The following is a 3,819-nucleotide window of genomic DNA, read 5'->3' as shown; positions in this document are numbered from 1 at the left end:
CACCAGCTTGCAAATGATTGTCCTTTCCTTCATTTCTCTCCTATTACGAAGATTTTAAACAGGTTCTTAACTATGCTTATTTTACCTCATATTTTCGAGATCCTTAACAGGTTCTAAGATTAGAGTCAGCTGAAAATATCATATTTACTATTTTATCTGTAATTTTGGTTTTATTATAGGTTCACTTTATTTTTTGATCTCAGTTCTCAAGTAGGTAGGTATTTTTATGTAAATAGATTTTATCAAAAACTTAAGGAACATAGCCTATTTTAGTCATTTTACATAATGCTCGTGAGAACTAGTTTTAATTGAAAGGTCACTCCAAAGAGTCTTATTACTAAAAATGAAGTTTTGAAAAAAGGAGAAATATAGAACAGATGAAGCTTTTGAAGTCTCATTAGCAGCCATCCACCAGTCCAAGTCTGAGCTTTTCACAATATAGATACACCTTTATCCATAATATACCTTACTATATCTAGACGACCATATTCATCGGCTAAGGGTAGAAGAGCCATGTCATTATTTGCAATATTACCTTTACTAATAAACTTTCTAACTTTTTTTATAGCACGGAGCAATTCATCATCACGTAAGACCACTGTATTTAATTATAAGATATGCTCAATTTAGTATTTTCAAATTTATTTACAAAGCAACGTTTTTTTGAACTAAATATTTTTTAAAAGAAACATTTTTTTTAGCGCTATCTTAAATTCTTTTATTTACTTATTTACTTTTAATTTTCTCAAAAAAGGGCAAAAAAGATGCAATACGCTGAGAGCATTTTACATAAAGTATGCATTATGAAAGCACTATTAAAAGATTACGGAAGGAAAATCACCCTATGTGGCTAAAGTATATTGGGGAAAAGTAGGTCAATGGCGCGGGTTTTAAGGCTATGTTAAATTTGGTATAGATGAGTTCGTGAAATAACGTGGCTGGTGTACTCATTTCTTCAACTTCAGGCCAAAACTTTTTAGACATAACTATTCCTAGACATACCAAAGCACATGCAAACAATAGAGCAGCTATGCCTCCGTATTGCAGGTATATAGTAGCACTTGCCAACAAAGCCAATCCTATTGTAACCCACACTTTCTCATTTGAAACAAGGTTACCTTTAGTCTCTGTTTTCTGCACAGCAGCTTTTTTATTTGAAAACTTTTCAATTATCAATTATCTGATTGTGTAGATTGCACTTCTGTTTTCTTAGCTTGCTCTACTGCTATAGCTTTTTGTATATCGCTTTGACTGAAAAGTTCTTCCTGAGATGCAGTTGCTTTTTCATCTTCTAGTAACTTTATTGGCAATTTGTAATTTCTGTTTTGCTCTGTTGTTTTGGATTGCTCTACTTTGTTAGCCAATATTGCCTCTACACCATCTTCTACTCTCTCTGGTTCCCGTTTTACAGGAGATACTTGAGAGTATCTTCGTCTATCTCTGTTATACTGAAACCTACTCTACTATGCTTTTTTCTTGTCCTATACCCATTTACTATCCCAAAATTAGTATAAGTATATGATACTATTTAAAATATAGTAAACTTACTTGGGTTACATATTTACATTTTTAATTTTGAAGTTATGCACTTCCTTAATATTCGTGCATTTTTCTACCATACTTCATTAAAACCAACACTTAACCTCTTTAGCTGTCTCAATAATTTTTCCCTTTCTTCAGATAAATTCTTTACTTTGACATATTCTTCCTCAATCTTCTTCTTTTCCCTTTCTCGTTCTTTGATGATTACTTTAATAACTTCTTCTTGACATTTGCTTTTGCCGTTTTCAAGCTCTGACTTTAGTCTTCTTATTTTATATTCTAACTCATCAAATCTTTCATGCTTTTCTAAAAATTCTATCATTCCGTTTATTTCATTTAACATCTTTTCTTCTTTTATATTTTTTGTAATCAGAGAAAGTAAAAATTTATCTATTTGATAATCAACATTTGCTTGGGCTGTGAATGACTCTATCAGATTTTCTTGACATTTGAAATCGCATAAAAAGCTGACAAATCTTATCTTCTTTTCAAGGTAATTTTTCATGTCCCTTGAAAGATTTAGCTTTAGTGCTTCATATGACTTGGATAATGACTCTTCCAGTTTCGTTAGGTGTTTTTGATCTATTTTCTTAGGATCTTCAGATAATAGGGTTATTAGTAAATGTTTAATTATTTCAACATCATTTGATTTTATTGCATTATAAAGTGCTTTTTCTCTATCTTCTCTCACGTTGTACAATTCTGATGAATAACTCAAGCTGAATAAATAGTTTACTTCACTACCATCTTCTTTAGGATAGACCACAATATTTACTTCTCTTAAAGGGTGATCACCATTAAACTCCTTCAGCAGTTCTTTCTCAGTGGTTTCTTCTATAGCAACGGCTGCTTTACTTAGCTTTTTAAGCTGATCTATATCACTACTTTCTTTTTCAAGTAAAATTTTTGCTTTTTTTAGTATTCTTCGATAGTGAGCTACTTTTTCTTCACTACTTAGTATTTTAAAGAATTGTTTCAACTGCTCAAAACTATATGACAGAAATTTCATTTCTCTATCCTCATTTTATCATTTACGGTAACCCATTATCATAAAAACTGAAACAATTTTCTTTCTCACAGAGAGCTGAATCCCTAAATTTTTTACAAGGTTGTGAAAAAGGGTAAACTCCAAATCACCCATTTCAATTCTAGTATCACATTAAGCCATTATCAAAAAAACTAAAATGGCTTTTTCCTGTTATTACTATGTGTCTATTAACTTGATTCCTACATTATCACATGCCAATTCTAATTTCCGTGTATTTTTTTCATCTTCCTCCGTTGGTTCTGGATCTCCGCTTGGATGATTATGTGCTACTATAGCATACGTCGATTCTACCAGCAATCCCATTTTGACTATTTCCCTTATGTAAAAAGGTGCTTTGTTCACAGTTCCGGTATCTTGAATATACTCATGCACCAAACGGTTACCTGGATCCAAGTATATTACTCGTAAGCTTTCTTTTCTGAACTGTCCTATTGTTGCCTTCAAGTACTCTATTAGCTTTGTTTTATTATCCATAATCGATAATTTTTCTAACTTACCTTTCAACATTCTTTGTATAATTTCTTTCACGCATTGAATACTTGCGACTGCTGAGTCATTCATTCCTGCAACGATTTTTAGCTCGTAAAGATCAGCACTAATTACTTTTCCCACACTATTGAATAGAGCCATTAGTTTCTCTGCAACATTTCTGCTTTCTCCTTTTTCGCATACGAATATAGCAAAAGTTCCAGCAACTCATGATCAAGCAGAGTTCTGTCTTTGCTTGATAAAATTCTAGCTTCTAATTTTTCTTTTCTTTTATTCTCACTATTACTCATAAAAACCTCCAAGGTCAACATTATATACAAATTCAGCGCCAGCTTTCTGACGCAGTAGTTCTCGAGGTATTACCCTTTTGAACTCCAAATTTGCAATGTTGTCCGTGTTGCTTACAATATATAACACTGCAATAATACCTAAAACATAGCAATAGTATACGTGTGGCACGACTGCCAAAGGTGAAACTCCAGCAATAGTGCTAGCCAAAAGCAATTGAGCGCCATACGGTATTAATCCTTGAAACACACAAGAAAATATGCCTAGCCATGCTGCACTATAGTGAGGCGGTATTTCATATTTCTTAGAACCTGTTAAGGATCTCGAAAATATGAGGTAGAATAAGCATAGTTAAGAAAGAGGCATATCTATGCAAAAAAGCTATCCAAGCGATATAAGTAAAGAACAATTTGAAAAAATTAGACCAATACTGGAGAGTAGCAGAAAGAAAA

The 3,819-nt window shown here is 32.4% G+C and carries 6 protein-coding genes; all 6 read right to left on the bottom strand.

What is annotated here, in order from left to right:
* Positions 1-431: 431 nt before the first annotated feature.
* The 6 genes from OZD63_RS02660 to OZD63_RS02635 all read right to left on the bottom strand — a co-directional run bounded on the left by OZD63_RS02660 (position 432) and on the right by OZD63_RS02635 (position 3,616).
* A complete protein-coding gene (locus OZD63_RS02660) occupies positions 432-599 on the bottom strand; it encodes a hypothetical protein (RefSeq protein ID WP_275008047.1) in 168 nt (55 codons plus the stop codon).
* A gap of 573 nt (positions 600-1,172) precedes the next feature.
* On the bottom strand, positions 1,173-1,364 hold the full coding sequence (locus OZD63_RS02655; protein WP_274979457.1) for a hypothetical protein: 192 nt from the start codon (positions 1,362-1,364) through the stop codon (positions 1,173-1,175).
* 248 nt (positions 1,365-1,612) lie between these two features.
* Positions 1,613-2,551: a hypothetical protein gene (locus tag OZD63_RS02650; protein WP_275008046.1), complete on the bottom strand. Its 939-nt coding sequence runs from the start codon at positions 2,549-2,551 to the stop codon at positions 1,613-1,615.
* A gap of 195 nt (positions 2,552-2,746) precedes the next feature.
* Positions 2,747-3,220 (bottom strand): JAB domain-containing protein, encoded by a 474-nt coding sequence (locus OZD63_RS02645; RefSeq protein WP_275008044.1) that lies wholly within the window; start codon positions 3,218-3,220, stop codon positions 2,747-2,749.
* Positions 3,220-3,369, bottom strand: coding sequence for a hypothetical protein (locus tag OZD63_RS02640; protein ID WP_259348587.1), 150 nt, complete (start codon positions 3,367-3,369; stop codon positions 3,220-3,222). Before OZD63_RS02640 ends, OZD63_RS02645 begins: the two co-directional genes overlap by 1 nt.
* The gene (locus OZD63_RS02635) at positions 3,362-3,616 is read right to left on the bottom strand and encodes a hypothetical protein (protein WP_275008043.1); all 255 of its coding nucleotides are present in this window, start codon (positions 3,614-3,616) and stop codon (positions 3,362-3,364) included. Before OZD63_RS02635 ends, OZD63_RS02640 begins: the two co-directional genes overlap by 8 nt.
* Positions 3,617-3,819 lie beyond the last annotated feature (203 nt).

This window comes from Wolbachia endosymbiont of Drosophila leontia (assembly GCF_028981785.1).
Taxonomy (GTDB): Bacteria; Pseudomonadota; Alphaproteobacteria; order Rickettsiales; family Anaplasmataceae; genus Wolbachia; species Wolbachia pipientis.
Note: the sequence above shows the minus strand (reverse complement) of the source record. Positions and strands in the feature narration are given on the sequence as shown.